Source organism: Terrabacter carboxydivorans (assembly GCF_039532035.1).
In the GTDB taxonomy this organism is placed as follows: domain Bacteria; phylum Actinomycetota; class Actinomycetes; order Actinomycetales; family Dermatophilaceae; genus Terrabacter; species Terrabacter carboxydivorans.
The window spans coordinates 183,053-197,143 of record NZ_BAAARE010000009.1; the positions used below are offsets into that span (position 1 = coordinate 183,053).

The following is a 14,091-nucleotide window of genomic DNA, read 5'->3' on the forward strand; positions in this document are numbered from 1 at the left end:
TAATCGCCCCCCGGTGCGCCCCTCGGCGGGTGCGTCAGTCGACCCCTGGCACCTGGGTCAACAGCTGCTCGGCCCACTCGGGGACGAACGGTGGGACACCGGCCCAGGCGAGATAGCCCCAGACGACCCCCCACACGACGAGCAGCGTCCCGAGGGCCACGACACCACGCACCCAGACGGCCTGCCCCATGATCCAGTCGTTCCACCGACTCACGTGCCGCTTGGCGAAGTCGAGCCACCGCTGCGCGAACTCGAACTCGCTGGCGAGGATGAGCAGGCCGAAGAAGACGACGAGCCAACCGGGACCGGGCGCGGGCACCATGATGAGACCCGCTACGGTCACGACGGCTCCGACGATCCCCACGGCGGTGCGCCAGATCGCGTGGGTCACGGGGTTGCGGCGCAGGCGAGCCCGCCACGCCCACCGGTCCTCGGCGGCGTCGAGCGTCGCGTTGGGGTCCGAGTAGTCGACGGGGTCCAGGCGCCCTGGACTCCGTTCGCCGTCGCGCTCGCCTGAGGTCACGGGTCGCTGTCCCGCTCGGCGTTGCTGCGGAAGACCCGTTGGAGCTCGCTCGTCACGGGTCGGTCGTCCGGGAGCGTCCGGGCGTCGACCGCGTGGATCGGCAGGACGTCCTTGGTGGAGCTGGTGATGAAGACCTCGTCGGCGCTCTGCAGCACGTCGAGCGGGAGGGACTCCTCGCGGACCTCGATGCCGGCGGCGCGCCCCCACTCGATGGTCAGCTCGCGGGTGATCCCGAGGAGCAGTCCCGACTCTGCCGGTGGGGTCAGCACGACGCCGTCGACGACGACGAAGACGTTGCTGCCCGTGCACTCGCACAGCTCGCCGCGGGTGTTGCCGAAGACGGCCTCTACGGCCCCCTCGGCCTTGGCCCGGGCCAAGGCCACGACGTTCTCGGCGTAGGAGGTCGTCTTGAGCCCGACGACCGCCGAGCGCTCGTTGCGTGTCCACGGGACGACGGTGAGCTTGCCGCTCGCGGGCGGGGGCGGCTGCGGGGCCGCCAGCACGATGTAGGTCAGGGAGGCGTCCGAGCGGTCCGAGCCGAGGGGGCCGATGCCGCCGGTGACGCTGTAGCGCAGCCGCCCGAAGTCGATGGCTGGACCGTCGAGCACCGCGGCCACACCCTTGTCGACGAAGGCGAGGTCGAGCGGCGGCAGGCCGAGGCCGGCGGCGGAGCGCTCGAGCCTTCGGTGGTGCCGCGTCAGGGCGAAGGGCTGACCGGCCGAGATCTTGGCGGTCTCGAAGACGCCGTCGCCGACCGTGACCGAGTGGTCGAGGGCCGAGACGGAGGGGCCGGTCGGGTCGACGAGGTCGCCGTCGACCCAGACGCGAGTGGTCGTGCTCATGGTCCCTTCCTGGGGGCTCGGCGGCCGCCCGGAAGGCGCCCGACGGGAGACCTCATGGTGTCACAGTGCCGGCGGCGAGCCCGATGAGCCGCGCGGCCTTGAGCTCGGTCTCGGCCCACTCCCCCTCGGCGTCCGACTGCCACGTGATCCCGGCGCCCGTCCCGAACCGCAGCCAACGCCGGCCGGCCTCGTCGCGCTCGGCCCAGAACGTGCGTATGCCGACGGCGAGGTCGGCCTCGCCGCGGTCGGCGTCGACCCAGCCGACCGCGCCGCAGTAGGGCCCGCGCGGCGCCGACTCGAGGTCGTGGATGGCCTCGAGCGCGCTCGACTTCGGCGCCCCCGACACCGACCCCGGCGGGTAGGCGGCCGAGAAGATCTCGGTCCAGCCGACCCCGTCCCGGAGGCGCCCGCTCACGGTGGAGACGAGGTGCACGAGACCGGGGTGCGCCTCGAGGGCGCACAGCTCGTCTACCGACACCGTGCCCGGATCGCAGACCCCTGAGATGTCGTTGCGCATGAGGTCGACGATCATGACGTTCTCGGCGAAGTCCTTGGGCAGCATCTGCTCGGCCGTGGCGGCCGTCCCCTTGATCGGCCGGGTCACCAGACGCCCGTCGCGGCGGGACAGGAAGAGCTCGGGCGACGCACTGACGACGTCGAGACCGGCCGCGTCGCAGCGGATGCGCGCCGCATGGGGAGCCGGGTTGCCTTGTCGCAGAAGCGCGTCGAGGCCGTCGAGGTCCGCATCGAGGCCCAGCTCGTGGCTGAGGACGCGGCAGACGTTGACCTGGTAGACAGTGCCTGCGGCGATTCGCTCACGGACCTCCTCGACGGCGCGCACGTATGCCGTCCGGTCCAGTGACGTGTGCCAGCGACGGTCGAGCGGCTCCCAGCCCACGGCGGCAGGCGAGGTCCTCGCGTGGCCGGAGCCCGCGGCATACGACCTCGGCGTGACGTCGGCGAACCGCACCGCCGTCACGGCGCCCTCGAAGCTCGCCACGACGGCCCAGACGCCCTCGCCCGAGATGGCGTCGAGGGCCTTCGGGCCGTGACGGACGTCGATGACCCCGCGGGCGTCCCGGTCGGCGAAGCGGGCGTGGTCCACCCGGAGATCGTAGGGCCTAGGCGGCGAGGGCCTTCTGGATGTCGCCCTCGAGGTCGGCGGGGTCGGTCGTCGGCGAGTAGCGACCGATGACGGAGCCGTCACGCGCGACGAGGAACTTGGTGAAGTTCCACTTGATCTTCTTGCCGAGGAGGCCGCCCTTCTCGGACTTCAGCCACGTGTAGAGCGGGTGCTCGTCGGCGCCGTTGACGTCGATCTTGGAGAACATCGGGAAGGTGACGCCGTAGTTCTTCTGGCAGAAGGCACCGATCTCCTCGTCGCTGCCGGGGTCCTGGCCGCCGAACTGGTTGCACGGGAAGCCCAGGACGGTCAGGCCCTGGGCGCGGTAGGTCTCGTAGAGCTTCTCCAAGCCGCCGAGCTGCGGCGTGTAGCCGCACTGGCTGGCGGTGTTGACAACGAGGACGACGTCGCCGGCGTGGTCGGCCAGTGACACCTCCTTGCCGTCGATGGAAGTTGCCTTGAAGTCGTGCAGCACGGTCACGCTGTCTCCTCTGTGGTCCGGTTTCGGTGCGTGGTTCGGAGCGGTCGGTGGACGAGATGGGTCATTCGTCGGGTTCGGGCGGCGTGGCCTCACCGTCGCGCTCGTCGCGGTCGGCCCACTCGAGCAGCGGGCTGAGGTCGAACACGGCCTCGTCGATGCCGGCGTGGAGTTCCCCGAGGCGGGCGAAGCGCTCGGGCATCGTCGCGATGGTGAAGTCCTGGGGCTCCGCGTCGGCGACCTCGTCCCAGCGGAGCGGGGCCGAGACCGTGCCGCGGGGGTTGCCGCGCACGCTGTACGCGGCCGCGATGGTGTGGTCGCGGGCGTTCTGGTTGTAGTCGACGAAGAGGTCTTCGGGTGAGCGGTCCTTGCGCCACCACGTCGTCGTCACGTCGTCGGGCAGCCGCCGCTCGACCTCACGGGCGAAGGCCAGCGCTGCCCGACGCACGTCCTTGAAGCCGTGCTCGGGCTTGATCCGCACGTAGACGTGCAGGCCCGAGCCACCGGACGTCTTGGGCCAGCCGACCGCGCCCAGCTCGTCGAGGATCTCGTGCGTCGTCGCCGCAGCGCGCCGGACCTTCTCGAAGCTGCAGTCGGGCATCGGGTCGAGGTCGATGCGCCACTCGTCGGGGCTCTCGGTGTCGGCGCGCCGGCTGTTCCAGGGGTGGAACTCGACCGTCGACATCTGGACGGCCCAGATGACGTCGGCGAGCCGGGTCACGCACAGCTCGTCGGCGTGCAGGCCGTAGCGGGGGAAGTGCAGCCGCACCGTCTCGACCCAGGGCGGCGCACCGGCCGGCAGCCGCTTCTGGTGGACCTTGGGCCCGTCGACGCCCTTCGGGAAGCGGTGCAGCATGCACGGTCGTTCGCGCAGGGCGTTGACGATCCCCGGCCCGACGGAGAGGTAGTAGTCGACGAGGTCGCGCTTGGTCTCGCCGCGCTCGGAGAAGTACACGCGGTCGGGGCTCGAGAGTCGGACCGTGTGGTCGCCGACCTCGATCTCCTCTGCGGGGGCCTTGCTCGACGCAGCCATGGGCGACAGCCTACGGACCGCACACGACAGGACGTGGCTCGGACGTGGCCCGGACGTGCGGGAGGGCCCGCCGACGTGAGTCGACGGGCCCTTCGAGCGGAGCGGACGACCGGGCTCGAACCGGCGACCTCAACCTTGGCAAGGTTGCGCTCTACCAACTGAGCTACGTCCGCCTGCCAACCTGCGGAGCCGAGGCCCCGTGGGTGCGAGGTAGACCATAGCGGACGGTTGGCTCGAGTGCGAAACCCGCTCTCGGAGTTGCCGTTCGGCTACTTCTCGACCGCCATCTCGCCGAGCTCGGACCACTGCGTCCCCTCGATCGTCGTGTTGACGATTTTCGGTGTCGCGGTGAGGTAGGCGGGCAGGCTCGACGTGGCCTGCTTGAAGTGCTCGCTCCGCACGTGGGCTCCGCCGGCGGCCTCGTCGCGGAAGGCCTCGACGAGGACGTACTCGTTCGGGTCGTCGAGGCTGCGCGACCAGTCGAACCAGAGGCAGCCCTCCTCGGCGCGGCAGGCCTCGGTGAAGGCACGGGAGATCTCGGGCCACTCGTCGGCGTGCTCGGGCTTCACGGGGAACTTGGCGGTGATGAAGATCAAGGCTGATCACTCCTGGGTCATGAGGGTCATGAGGGTGCTGGGTGACGCGCGACGCGCCACGGTCCATCGGTCGCGTACCCGCTCCGAGGACCCGACCCATCGTCGCCGACCACGCGTCCCCGACCATGCGCCGGCGACCGCGGTCCAGGCCCGGCCGACCGGGTGTCAGGAGGCACCTGAGTCCGCCACAAGGTCCTCTCAGGCTCGGCCGTCAGACTGGGGGCTGCTCCGCACGACCTCCCGACCGACGACGACAAGGCTCCTGAGTGGATCGACGACGCCACCGTCACCGACGGCACGCCGCCACGACACGACCCTCGCGAGGGACCCTCCGGGGAACGCTGCGCGACCGGCTCGGCCTCGTCGCCGTCACCCTGCTGACCCTGCTCCTCGGCGCGGCGCCGGCCGTCGGCCAGTCCATCAGCGACGGCACCCCGGTGGACGTGGCCGGCCCCACCGCCCGGGTCCTGAGCTCCGACGCGCACGGCCAGGGTCGGGTCGTCGAGGTGTTCGGCGACCTGCACCGGGCGAGACACGTCGCCGTCCTCGTCCCCGGCGTGGGCTGGACCGGTCCCCTGCTGCGCGACGAACGCGGCGCCGGACGTCGCCATCCCGCCGTCCAGGCGCGAACGCTGCTGGCCGAGATGCAGCGGACCGACCCCCGCACGCCCGCAGCCGTCGTCGTGTGGCTCGACTACGACCCGCCCGCCGGCCTCGACGCCGACGCCGCCCGCTCTGACCGCGCCGTCGACGGCGCCCCGCGGCTGGTGTCCTTCGTCGACCACCTCTTGCGGTCGGCGACCGTGAGCCTGGTGTGCCACAGCTACGGCTCCGTGGTGTGCGCCCACGCGGCACCGCACGTCCACGTCTCCGCGCTCGTCGCCATCGGATCGCCCGGCATGGACGTGTGGACGCGCTCCGCGCTGCACACGACCGCGACCGTCTGGGCCGGCATCGCAGCCGACGACCCGATCGGTGTCGTCCCCCACACCCGAGTGGACGGTTTCGGCCACGCCGCCGACCCGACCGCGCCGGCCTTCGGCGCCGAGTCCCTGCCGGTGGGCGACTCCCGCGGCCACAACGGCTATCTCGCCGCCGGCACGGAGTCGCTCCACGCCATCGCGCTGATCGCCAGCGGCCGGGGAGCGACCGTCTCGCCGGCCGTCACCCGCGGGCCCCTGCAGACCGGGTCGGCCTCGCCCTGACCCGGGCCCGCGCCCTCCTGCCGCCCAGGACCCGTGCGGACGTCTCGTCAGCAGGGTCCCCGAGGCTTCGCGTATGCCGTGTGGCCGGCCCTGCCTGCCCTGCCACACGGCATACGCGACCTCCCTCATGGCGGTGCCGGGCGCCGCGCTCCACGACGCTGACTGCGGGCCGCTCCCGAGCCCGCCCGGGCCGGTGCGCGGATAGGGTCCACCTGCATGGACATGCTGAGGAGCGAACAGATCGCCGAGGCCGGCCTGGCCGACTGGCGCAAGCTGGCCCAGGGACTGCACGCCCGCTACGTGGTCGACACGTTCGGCCGCGGGGTCCGGTTCCTCGCCGCCGTGGGCGAGGCGGGCGACACGGCCGGGCACCATCCGCGCGTGTCGATGGTCGACGGCCACGTCGACCTCGAGACGGTCAGCGCCGACGCGGTCTACCGCGACGACGACGGTGTCGAGCACGTCGTCGAATGGGTGACCCAGCAGGACGTCGACCTGGCGCGACGCATCTCCGAGATCGCCGCCGAGCACGGGGTGAGGGCCGACCCCGCCGCGGTCAGCGAGATCGAGCTCGGCGTCGACACCGCCCGCTCCGCGACCGTGGCCCCGGTGTGGGCCGCACTGCTGACCGGGAGCCCTGACTCGCAGGGTCTCGGGTCACTGGGTGACGAGATCCGTGACGCGACAGGGCGGGTGCCCAACCTGTGGTTCGGTGAGGACGAGCCGGCAGGCAGACAGCGGTTCCACGTCGAGGTCTACGTGGCGCCCGAGGTGGCCGAGCAGCGCATCGCCGCCGTCCTGGCTGCGGGAGGGACCGTCGTGGACGACAGCGACGCCCCCTCCCTCACGGTCCTCGCCGACCAGGACGGGAACCGTGGCGTTCTCTGCACCGACGCGGCGGCTACGCAGAAGGCCTGACACGCCGCCTGCGCCGGCTCGAGGCGACCACGAGCGCGAGTCCGCCCAGGCACGGTACTGCTCCGACGACGAGCGCACCGACCCCGATGACGACTCCGATCTCCCGCAAAGGGTTGGTGACGTTGTCGGGAGCCAGCGCACCGTGCAGGGAGACCAGGCCCCAGAGCGCGCCCGCGGCGCCGGCCACCGTCAGCACCGCACCGACGGCGACCGCCCACCACGACGCCAGGAAGCCCGGCCCCCGGTCCGCCGTGGCGCCGGACGCCGGGGCCTGCTCGGGGTACCGCTCCGACGCGCGGCCGAGGCGCTGAGAGAGCCTGTCGAACACCGCACGTCCTCCCGGGCCGCTCTCGACCGACGCGCCTGACCGGGCAGGCGCCCCGACGGTTGGTGACGTCGGTGCGCCATCCTCGCACCTGCCTGCCGTCAGTGCAGGGTCACGTGGTTGTGGCACATCTCGACGAACGTCGCGATGCGCGCAGCGCGGGTCTCCGGCTTCTTCGCACCGTGGACGCGGTAGAGCATCGCGTAGCGGTTGGCGCGCGACAGGGTCTCGAAGAACGCCTCGGCTCGAGGGTCGGCCGCGAGGGCGGCAGCCAGGTCGTCGGGAACGGTCGCGTTCTTCTGACCGGCATAGGCCGCTGCCCACCGGCCGTCCGCCCTCGCGGCGTCGACCTGGGCCTGACCGGCCGGGCGCATGCGACCCGCCGCGATCAGCGCCTCTGCCTTGTCCCGGTTGACCTGCGACCACGCGCTCCGCGGTCCGCGCGGCGTGAAGCGCTGCAACCAGTACGCTTCGTCGTGGCCCCTCTTCTGCCCGTCGATCCAGCCGTGGCAGAGAGCGACGTCGAGCGCCTCGGCGTAGGTGACCGTCTCGGCCACGCCCGCCCTGCCGATCTTGAGCCAGATGCCGCGGTGGTCGGCGTGGTGCGCCGCGAACCAGGCCTCGCAGGCGGGCAGGGTGCCGAAGGTGATGACCGGCAGGCCGGCCAGCTCCTCGACCGCCTCGTCATCCGACATGATGCGCCTCACGAGACGGCCCGCACGACGGCGGGCCTGACGTCACCCACGTGCTCATGGAGGTGAACGCTACGCGCTGCGTCCCCTTGGGTCTCGGAAGTGGGCAGCGAGCAGGGCCGCGGTGCCGCCCGGATCCTCCAGCGGGGCAAGGTGACCCACGTCCGGCAGGATCTCCAGCACGCCGTCTCGCACGCGGGCGGCGAGCTGGGCCATCCCCTCGGGCGGCGTCGCGACGTCGTCGGCCCCGGCGACGGCGAGCAGCGGGGTGGTGATAGCGCCCAGCTCACTCGTCAGGTCGTAGGTCGCAAGCGCGTCGCAGACCTGCGCGTACCCCTCCGGGTCGACGTCACTCAGCTCGGCGACGACGGAACGCGTGCGCTCGTTGGGGTGGGCTGCGGCACGCGTCCCGAACCATCGGGCCGGGGACGACGCCACCATCGGCGCCATGCCCTCGGCGCGGACCAGCTCGGCACGCTCGGTCCACCCCTGGCTGGTGCCGAACCTCGCGCTGCTGCAGAGGACCGCGCCGGCAGCGAACCGCTCGGGGTGCGCCCGTAGGAGCAGGAGCGACACAGCACCGCCGACGGAGTCACCCGCGACGCACCAGGGCTCGTCCCGGTCACCGGACGGCAGCGCCGTGTCGAGGGCCTCGAGCACGCCGTCAGCCAGCTCGGCCAACGAGAACCCTTGCGTCGCAGCCGGACTGGTCCCGTGCCCCGGGAGGTCCCAGCCCACGACGTGCATGCCGCCCTGCTGGGCCAGAACCTCGGCCACGCTCCCCCACAGGGTCTCGACCCTGGTGCCGAGGGACGGGCCGACGACGAGGACTCGGTCCCCCCGCCGGCCCGCCAGCGGCGTGACGGCCACCTGAGGTGTCGCGGTCATCGGCGCACTCAGATCGCCGACGGGTGCGAGGCGAGCGGAGTGACCTCGATCGTCATGTAGGGGAAGAGCGGCAGCCCCCAGAGGATCTCGTGCAGGCGCTCGTTCGAGGCGACGTCGAAGATGCTCACGTTGGAGTACTGGCCGACGATCCGCCAGATGTGCCGCCACTCCCCCGAGCGCTGCAGGTCCTGGGAGTACGCCTTCTCCCGCGCGACCGTCTCCTGCCTGACGACGGGGTCGAGGTCGCGCGGGAGGTCGACGTCCATGCGCACGGCGAAGAGCATCAGGCGCGGACCGGGTCCAGGACGAAGCCGTAGTCGACGCGCACCGTGCCGTCGGCCTGCGGCCCGGGCGCGAGGACGAGCTCGGGCTTGACCGCGGAGGCGATGTCGTCGTCGTTGTGCTCGTCGCCCGGGAAGTACAGCTGGGCGGTGAGCAGCTCGTGACCGGGGGCGGACACCTTGACGTGCAGGTGCGCGGGACGCCAGGCGTGCCACCCGGCGGCGGCGATGAGCTTGCCGCAGGCCCCGTCGGTCGGGATCTGGTAGGGCGCCGGCTGGATGGTGTGGATCTCGAAGGCGCCGTCCGCCCCGAGCGTGAAGGAACCGCGGAGGTTCCAGTCCGGGATCCCCGGCGCGAAGTGGGAGTAGAAGCCGTCGTTGTCGGCGTGCCAGAGCTCGATCTTCGCGCCGTCCAGGGGCGTGCCGTCGGTGGAGGTCACCGTGCCCACCCACGTCAGCGCCGTGCCCTGCTCGCCGTCGCGCATCGGGACGGACCCCTTGGCGCCCTGGTCGGGCGCGTCGGGCACGTAGTAGGGGCCCTCGATGGTGCCCTTGCTGCCCTCACGGTGGTCGGTGGCGACCTCCTCGACGACGTGCTCGACCCAGACGTCGAGGAAGAGCGGCCACTCGCCGTCCTTGCCCACCTGGATCAGCCACGCCTTGAGCGCGTTGTACTCGTCGTAGGTGACCTGGTGCTTGCGGATCGTGTCGTAGACGGCCTCGAGGACAGAGCGGGCGAGCAGGTCGACGCGCTCCGGCGGCGTGTCCTGCACGGCGGCATACGGGGACTTGTCGGTGGCGAAGCGCTCGGTGGCCGCGTTGCCCGAGGCGGCAGCGGTCGCGACCTCGCCGTTGAGGTGCTGATCGATGGTCATGGAAGGTCCTATCGGGATGGATGGAGCGGATGGATGGACGGGTGGGACGGGGTCGTCCCGGCGGCCACCGCCTCGTCAGCAGGTGTCGAGTCGGTAGTGCCGCAGCTTGTCGTCGTCGATCTCCACGCCCAGGCCCGCACCGGGCCTGACGAGGAGCTCGCCGTTGTCGATACGCAGGGGCTCGGTGAGCAGGTCGTCGCTCATGTCGAGGAAGTTGGACAGCTCGCCCGCGTGGAGGGTGGTCCGCCGGTGGGCGGCGCCGAAGGCGACGGCACAGACCGAACCGAGCTGCCCGTCGATCTGGTTACCCATCACCACCTCGAGGCCGAGACCCTCGCACAGGTGGAGCACGCGCTGAGAAGTCGTGAAGCCGGTCCGTGCGGTCTTGATCGAGATCGCGGTCGCCGACCCCCCGAGCACCTCGCGGGTGACCTCGGCGGGTGTCGTCGCCGACTCGTCCGCGATGAACGGCACGTCGACCTGGCCGACGAGCCAGCGCCGGCCCAGCACGTCGTCCGCCGGGCTGAGCTCCTCGGCGAAGGCCAGGTCGAGGTCGGCCATCTCACGCATGGCGCGAGCCGACTCCGAGGCGGACCACCCGCGGTTGCCGTCGACGTAGAGCACGACGTCGGGTCCCAGGGCCTCGCGAAGGGCGCGCACCACGGCGGTGTCGAGCGAGGCGGGGTGGCGACCGACCTTGACCTTGAAGGTGTTGATGCCGTGGTCGGCCTGCATGCGCTCGGCCTCCTCGACCATCGCGCCCGGGTCGTCGAAGCCGAGCATGTGCGAGACCCGCATCCGGTCGGTGTAGCCGCCGAGGAGCTGGGTGACGGGAAGGTCGAGGGTCCTGCCGAGGGCGTCCCACACCGCCATGTCGAGCGCGGCCTTGGCCGTCGGGTTGCCGACGGTGCGCTCGAGGCGGGCCGCCATGCGCTCCCGCTCGGTCACGGCCAGGCCGATGACCTGCGGGGCGAGGATCGTCTCGATGACGGCGATGATCCCGCGCTGCGTCTCCCCGTAGGTGAACGGCCGAGGGGGCGCCTCGGCGACCCCGACGACACCGTCTGCGGTGTGGACGCGCACGAGGACGTGCTCGGCGTCGCGGACCTCGCCGCTGGCGAACTTCAGGGGCTTGCGATACGGGATCCGGAACGGGATCGCCTCGACGGCAATGATCTTCACGACTCGTCCTTCTGGTCGACGGGCTCGGCCGTCCCGTCGTAGTGGTCGAAGAAACCGCTGGCGTGCAAGGCGTCGAGGGCGCCCGCGACGATCGGGGACGACGCGTCTGCCGGCCAGGCCAGGGACAGGTCGATGCTGGCCGCGTCCTGGACGTCCCTGAAGACGACGCCGCTGAGCTGCATCGTGCGGACCGACTCGGGAACCAGCGCCACCCCGAGGCCGGCCGCGACCAGGGCGAGCAGGGCGGCGGTGCCCGGAGCCCGATGACTGATCCGCGGGGCGAAGCCGGCGCGCCGGCAGCTGGCCATCGCCGCCTCGTTGACCGCTGACCGCAGGTCGGCGTAGACGACGAACTCGTCGACGGACACGTCGGCCACCTCGAGTCCCGGCTCGTGCACCAGCCGGTGGTCGGCGGGCAGCGCCAGCACCAGCGGCTCCTGCAACAGGCTGCGCGTCTCGATGCCGACGGCGGCCACGGGGCCGCGCAGCACGCCGAGGTCGAGACGCCCGTCCAGCAGTCGTTCCACCTGGGCCGGGGTGAGCAGGTCGGCCTGCACGTCGAGGGCGACGTCCGGGAGCGCCGTGCGCAGGAGCCGGGACAGTCGGGCCAGGTGGGTGAAGGCGCTCGACCCGGTGAACCCGACGCGCAGCACCCCACGGCTGCCGTCGGCGATGCCCTTCACCGCGACCACGGTGTCGTCGAGCTCTCGCAGGACGCGGCGCACCTCCTGGTGGAAGTAGCGGCCCGCGGGCGTCAGGTCGACCGAGCGCGTGGTCCGGGCGAGCAGGGTGACACCGAGCTCGGACTCGAGACGGCGGACGGCCTGGGACAGCGCCGGCTGGGCGAGGTGGAGGCGCTCGGCAGCGCGGCCGAAGTGGCAGGTCTCGGCCACCGCGTCGAAGTAGCGCAGCTGCTTCAGGTCCATGACGTCACCTCCGTCCATCGGGCTGGGCTGCCTGTCGGGTCAACCCCGGGGTGTGGGTCCCGGTGAGGGATCCGGATGCCGCGGGGAAGGGCGTTTTCCACGCTAGAACGTCGGATCCAGATGCACAAAGACCCATTCGCTGCCCATTGATACGCGTCATGAATGGATCATGCCCGCACCCGGGACTAGGCAGATACCTCGTGTGACGACCTCTCGTGCCGTGGTGGAGTTCCCGGAACCCCAAGGCAACGACGCATGGAGGACAGTCATGACCGAGACGATGCACAGGGTCGGCGCGAAGCTGGCCGACGCCGTGGTCGAGGACCCGGAGACCGGCACGTACCGCGCCAACCGCCGGATCTTCACCGACGAGGAGCTCTTCGAGCTGGAGATCTCGCACATCTTCGAGGGCAACTGGATCTACCTGGCCCACGAGAGCCAGGTCGCCTCCCCCGGGGACTACTTCACGACCTACATGGGTCGCCAGCCGGTGGTCATCACCCGCGACAAGGACGGGCAGCTGCACTGCCTCATCAACGCCTGCGCGCACCGCGGTGCGATGGTGTGCCGGCGCAAGACCGACAACCGCACGACGCTCACCTGCCCCTTCCACGGCTGGACGTTCCGCAACGACGGCACCCTCCTGAAGGTCAAGGACCCCGAGGGCGCCGGCTACCCCGACTCGTTCGGCACGAACGGCTCTCACGACATGACCAAGGTGGCTCGGTTCGACAGCTACCGCGGCTTCCTCTTCGGCAGCCTCAACCCCGACGTCGTGCCGCTGACCGAGCACCTCGGCGACACGACGACGGTCATCGACATGCTCGTCGACCAGTCGCCCGATGGGCTCGAGGTGCTGCGCGGCTCGTCGACCTACACCTACGACGGCAACTGGAAGGTGCAGGCCGAGAACGGCGCCGACGGCTACCACGTCACGGCGACGCACTGGAACTACGCAGCCACGACGTCCCGACGCGGCACCGGAGAGTCGGCCAACGCCACCAAGACGCTCGACGCCGGCAGCTGGGGCAAGTCCGGCGGCGGCTACTGGTCCTACCCCAACGGGCACCTCTGCCTGTGGACGTGGGCCGGCAACCCGCAGGACCGTCCCCTCTGGGACCGCCTCGACGAGCTCAAGGAGCAGTTCGGCGAGGCCAAGGGCGAGTTCATGGTCAAGGGCTCACGCAACCTCTGCCTCTACCCGAACGTCTACCTGATGGACCAGTTCTCCACGCAGATCCGCCACTTCCGCCCGATCGCGCCGGACAAGACCGAGGTCACGATCTACTGCATCGCCCCCAGGGGTGAGAGCGCCGAGTCCCGCGCCTGGCGCATCCGCCAGTACGAGGACTTCTTCAACGCCTCGGGCATGGCCACGCCCGACGACCTCGAGGAGTTCCGCTCGTGCCAGCTCACCTTCCGGGCGAGCGCGGCACCGTGGAACGACATGAGCCGGGGGGCCGAGCACTGGCTGGACGGCCCCGACGAGGTCGCCCGATCCCTCGGGATGACCGACATCGTCTCCTCCGGTCTCAAGAACGAGGACGAGGGCCTCTACCCCGTCCAGCACCGGTTCTGGCGCGACACCATGCAGGCCGCCATGGCCGAGGAGCAGGCACGGGCCGAGCGGGACGCGACCGCCGCCTCGAAGACGAAGGCGGAGCACTGATGACGGTCACGGAGCAGCCCGGCACGCACACGGGCGGGAAGCTGATCACCCAGAACCTCATCGAGCAGTTCCTCTACCGCGAGGCCCGCCACCTCGACGACCGGGAGTTCGAGAAGTGGCTCGACTGCTACGCCGACGACTGCGTCTACTGGATGCCGGCGTGGACCGACGACGACCTGCTCGTCGAGGACCCGCAGCGCGACGTGTCGCTCATCTACTACCCCAACAAGGGTGGCCTCGAGGACCGCATCTTCCGGATCCGCACCGAGCGCAGCTCGGCGACCTCGATCCCGGAGCCGCGGACGAGCCACAACATCAGCAACGTCGAGGTCATCGAGCGTCGGGGTGACGTCGTCGACGTGCGCTTCAACTGGCACACGATGTACTTCCGCTACAAGACGGTCGACCCGTACTACGGCACGTCGTTCTACACGATCGACTTCTCGGGAGACGCGCCGCTCATCCGCCGCAAGACCGTGGTGCTGAAGAACGACTACATCCACCACGTGGTCGACATCTACCACTTCTGAGCGGG

At 71.2% G+C, this 14,091-nt stretch carries 17 protein-coding genes and 1 tRNA gene; 4 read left to right on the forward strand and 14 right to left on the reverse strand.

Features of this window, described 5'->3' with window-relative positions; genetic code table 11:
* Window positions 1-34: 34 nt before the first annotated feature.
* From ABD297_RS11750 to ABD297_RS11780, 7 genes are all read right to left on the reverse strand, one after another.
* Entirely contained in the window at window positions 35-523 is a 489-nt protein-coding gene (locus tag ABD297_RS11750; protein ID WP_344255115.1) for a TIGR02611 family protein, read from the reverse strand.
* Entirely contained in the window at window positions 520-1,365 is an 846-nt protein-coding gene (locus tag ABD297_RS11755; RefSeq protein WP_344255116.1) for an aminotransferase class IV, read from the reverse strand. The genes ABD297_RS11750 and ABD297_RS11755 overlap by 4 nt, the downstream gene beginning before the upstream one ends.
* A 52-nt stretch (window positions 1,366-1,417) precedes the next feature.
* A complete protein-coding gene (locus tag ABD297_RS11760) occupies window positions 1,418-2,470 on the reverse strand; it encodes a chorismate-binding protein (protein ID WP_344255117.1) in 1,053 nt (350 codons plus the stop codon).
* A 16-nt stretch (window positions 2,471-2,486) separates the two neighbouring features.
* Window positions 2,487-2,969, reverse strand: coding sequence for a glutathione peroxidase (locus ABD297_RS11765; protein WP_344255118.1), 483 nt, complete (start codon window positions 2,967-2,969; stop codon window positions 2,487-2,489).
* A 61-nt stretch (window positions 2,970-3,030) separates the two neighbouring features.
* Window positions 3,031-3,999 carry a non-homologous end-joining DNA ligase gene (gene ligD, locus ABD297_RS11770; RefSeq protein WP_344255119.1) on the reverse strand — a complete coding sequence of 323 codons (969 nt, stop codon included), beginning with the start codon at window positions 3,997-3,999 and terminating at the stop codon, window positions 3,031-3,033.
* Window positions 4,000-4,099: 100 nt separating this feature from the next.
* Window positions 4,100-4,172: transfer RNA gene (locus ABD297_RS11775), tRNA-Gly, on the reverse strand.
* A 96-nt stretch (window positions 4,173-4,268) separates the two neighbouring features.
* Window positions 4,269-4,595, reverse strand: coding sequence for a putative quinol monooxygenase (locus ABD297_RS11780; RefSeq protein ID WP_344255120.1), 327 nt, complete (start codon window positions 4,593-4,595; stop codon window positions 4,269-4,271).
* Window positions 4,596-4,861: 266 nt separating this feature from the next.
* Here ABD297_RS11780 and ABD297_RS11785 point away from each other — a divergent pair, with 266 nt between their 5' ends.
* Entirely contained in the window at window positions 4,862-5,800 is a 939-nt protein-coding gene (locus tag ABD297_RS11785; protein WP_344255121.1) for an alpha/beta hydrolase, read from the forward strand.
* Between the two features lie 216 nt (window positions 5,801-6,016).
* A complete protein-coding gene (locus tag ABD297_RS11790) occupies window positions 6,017-6,718 on the forward strand; it encodes a VOC family protein (RefSeq protein ID WP_344255122.1) in 702 nt (233 codons plus the stop codon).
* Here ABD297_RS11790 and ABD297_RS11795 read toward each other — a convergent pair.
* From ABD297_RS11795 to ABD297_RS11825, 7 genes are all read right to left on the reverse strand, one after another.
* Complete coding sequence (locus ABD297_RS11795; protein ID WP_344255123.1) at window positions 6,702-7,046, reverse strand: hypothetical protein; 345 nt, start codon at window positions 7,044-7,046, stop codon at window positions 6,702-6,704. The two genes, ABD297_RS11790 and ABD297_RS11795, sit on opposite strands and share 17 nt — an antisense overlap.
* A gap of 98 nt (window positions 7,047-7,144) precedes the next feature.
* The gene (locus tag ABD297_RS11800) at window positions 7,145-7,738 is read right to left on the reverse strand and encodes a YdeI/OmpD-associated family protein (protein ID WP_344255124.1); all 594 of its coding nucleotides are present in this window, start codon (window positions 7,736-7,738) and stop codon (window positions 7,145-7,147) included.
* Window positions 7,739-7,807: 69 nt separating this feature from the next.
* Entirely contained in the window at window positions 7,808-8,623 is an 816-nt protein-coding gene (locus tag ABD297_RS11805) for an alpha/beta fold hydrolase (protein WP_344255125.1), read from the reverse strand.
* Window positions 8,624-8,631: 8 nt separating this feature from the next.
* The gene (catC, locus tag ABD297_RS11810) at window positions 8,632-8,895 is read right to left on the reverse strand and encodes a muconolactone Delta-isomerase (RefSeq protein ID WP_425581162.1); all 264 of its coding nucleotides are present in this window, start codon (window positions 8,893-8,895) and stop codon (window positions 8,632-8,634) included.
* 11 nt (window positions 8,896-8,906) lie between these two features.
* A complete protein-coding gene (gene catA / locus ABD297_RS11815; protein ID WP_344255128.1) occupies window positions 8,907-9,779 on the reverse strand; it encodes a catechol 1,2-dioxygenase in 873 nt (290 codons plus the stop codon).
* 75 nt (window positions 9,780-9,854) lie between these two features.
* On the reverse strand, window positions 9,855-10,961 hold the full coding sequence (locus tag ABD297_RS11820) for a mandelate racemase/muconate lactonizing enzyme family protein (protein WP_344255129.1): 1,107 nt from the start codon (window positions 10,959-10,961) through the stop codon (window positions 9,855-9,857).
* Window positions 10,958-11,887, reverse strand: coding sequence for a LysR family transcriptional regulator (locus ABD297_RS11825; protein WP_344255130.1), 930 nt, complete (start codon window positions 11,885-11,887; stop codon window positions 10,958-10,960). The genes ABD297_RS11820 and ABD297_RS11825 overlap by 4 nt, the downstream gene beginning before the upstream one ends.
* Window positions 11,888-12,155: 268 nt before the next feature.
* Here ABD297_RS11825 and benA point away from each other — a divergent pair, with 268 nt between their 5' ends.
* Both benA and benB read left to right on the forward strand, forming a co-directional pair.
* Window positions 12,156-13,556 (forward strand): benzoate 1,2-dioxygenase large subunit, encoded by a 1,401-nt coding sequence (gene benA, locus ABD297_RS11830; protein WP_344255131.1) that lies wholly within the window; start codon window positions 12,156-12,158, stop codon window positions 13,554-13,556.
* On the forward strand, window positions 13,556-14,086 hold the full coding sequence (benB, locus tag ABD297_RS11835; protein ID WP_344255132.1) for a benzoate 1,2-dioxygenase small subunit: 531 nt from the start codon (window positions 13,556-13,558) through the stop codon (window positions 14,084-14,086). The genes benA and benB overlap by 1 nt, the downstream gene beginning before the upstream one ends.
* Window positions 14,087-14,091: the final 5 nt, after the last annotated feature.

What these genes read in the sequence shown, in the direction of transcription:
- ABD297_RS11755 (WP_344255116.1), bottom strand. Translation starts at nt 1,365, where the DNA reads ATGAGCACGACCACTCGCGTCTGGGTCGACGGCGACCTCGTCGACCCG.
- ligD (WP_344255119.1), bottom strand. Translation starts at nt 3,999, where the DNA reads ATGGCTGCGTCGAGCAAGGCCCCCGCAGAGGAGATCGAGGTCGGCGAC.
- ABD297_RS11790 (WP_344255122.1), top strand. Translation starts at nt 6,017, where the DNA reads ATGGACATGCTGAGGAGCGAACAGATCGCCGAGGCCGGCCTGGCCGAC.
- ABD297_RS11800 (WP_344255124.1), bottom strand. Translation starts at nt 7,738, where the DNA reads ATGTCGGATGACGAGGCGGTCGAGGAGCTGGCCGGCCTGCCGGTCATC.
- ABD297_RS11805 (WP_344255125.1), bottom strand. Translation starts at nt 8,623, where the DNA reads ATGACCGCGACACCTCAGGTGGCCGTCACGCCGCTGGCGGGCCGGCGG.
- catA (WP_344255128.1), bottom strand. Translation starts at nt 9,779, where the DNA reads ATGACCATCGATCAGCACCTCAACGGCGAGGTCGCGACCGCTGCCGCC.
- ABD297_RS11825 (WP_344255130.1), bottom strand. Translation starts at nt 11,887, where the DNA reads ATGGACCTGAAGCAGCTGCGCTACTTCGACGCGGTGGCCGAGACCTGC.
- benA (WP_344255131.1), top strand. Translation starts at nt 12,156, where the DNA reads ATGACCGAGACGATGCACAGGGTCGGCGCGAAGCTGGCCGACGCCGTG.
- benB (WP_344255132.1), top strand. Translation starts at nt 13,556, where the DNA reads ATGACGGTCACGGAGCAGCCCGGCACGCACACGGGCGGGAAGCTGATC.